Here is a 1,054-nt window from a genome sequence, read left to right as displayed (position 1 = left end):
CTGGTCCTGCCCGGCGGCGTCGTCGACGGCGACCGCCTCGCCGTCGAGGGCGAGCGCATCGCCGGCCTCGGCGGCGACACCGAACCCGGCGACCTCGACCTGACCGGGTACACCGTCGTCCCCGGCTTCGTCGACCTGCACGTCCACGGCGGCGGCGGCGCCTCCTACGCCTCCGGCATCGCCGAGGAGGCGCTGCTGGCCGCCCGGACCCACCTGGAACACGGCACCACCACCACGATCGCCTCCACCGTCACCGGCGAGATCGACGAGGTCGCCCGCCAGGCGCACGTCCTCTCCGAGCTCGTCGAGGACGGCGTCCTGGCCGGCATCCACTTCGAGGGCCCGTTCATCTCCCACAACCGCTGCGGCGCCCACCGCCCCGACCTGCTGCGCGACCCCGACCCCGCCCTGGTCCGCAAGCTCGTCGACGCCGCCCGCGGCCACGCCAGGATGGTCACCCTCGCCCCCGAACTGCCCGGCGGCCTGGACTCGGTTCGGATGCTCACCGACCTCGGCGTGATCGCCGCCGTCGGCCACACCGACTCCGACTACGCCACCACCCTGGAGGCGATCGAGGCCGGCGCCACCGTCGCCACCCACCTGTTCAACGCCATGCCCGGCATCGCCCACCGCGCCCCCGGCCCGATCGTGGCCCTGCTGGAGGACGAGCGGGTCACCGTCGAACTGATCAACGACGGCGTGCACCTGCACCCCTCCGTCCTCGACCTCGCCTACGGCACCGCCGGCGCGAACCGGGTCGCCCTGATCACCGACGCGATGGGCGCCGCCGGTATGGGCGACGGCCTCTACCCGCTCGGCCCCCTCCAGGTCCAGGTCAAGGACGGCGTGGCCCGGCTGGTCGAGGGCGGCGCGATCGCCGGCTCCACCCTGACCCTGGACGTGGCGTTCAAGCGCTCGGTCACCGTCAACGGGCTGAGCCTGAACCAGACCGTCGAGTCGCTGTCCGCCACCCCGGCCCGGCTGCTCGGCCTGAGCGACTCGATCGGCTCGCTGGAGACCGGCAAGCTCGCCGACCTGGTCGTGGTCGACTCCG

1 protein-coding gene is annotated in these 1,054 nt (G+C 73.8%); it reads left to right on the top strand.

Annotated elements, in window-relative coordinates:
- The coding region (gene nagA / locus ACFWJ4_RS41670) for an N-acetylglucosamine-6-phosphate deacetylase (protein ID WP_380554716.1) at nucleotides 1-1,054 on the top strand (1,054 nt) is incomplete at both ends.

The organism is Kitasatospora sp. NPDC127067 (genome assembly GCF_042724755.1).
GTDB lineage: Bacteria > Actinomycetota > Actinomycetes > Streptomycetales > Streptomycetaceae > Kitasatospora > Kitasatospora lactacystinica.
The sequence above is the reverse complement of the archived record's forward strand: the minus strand, read 5'-3'. Positions and strand labels throughout refer to the sequence as shown.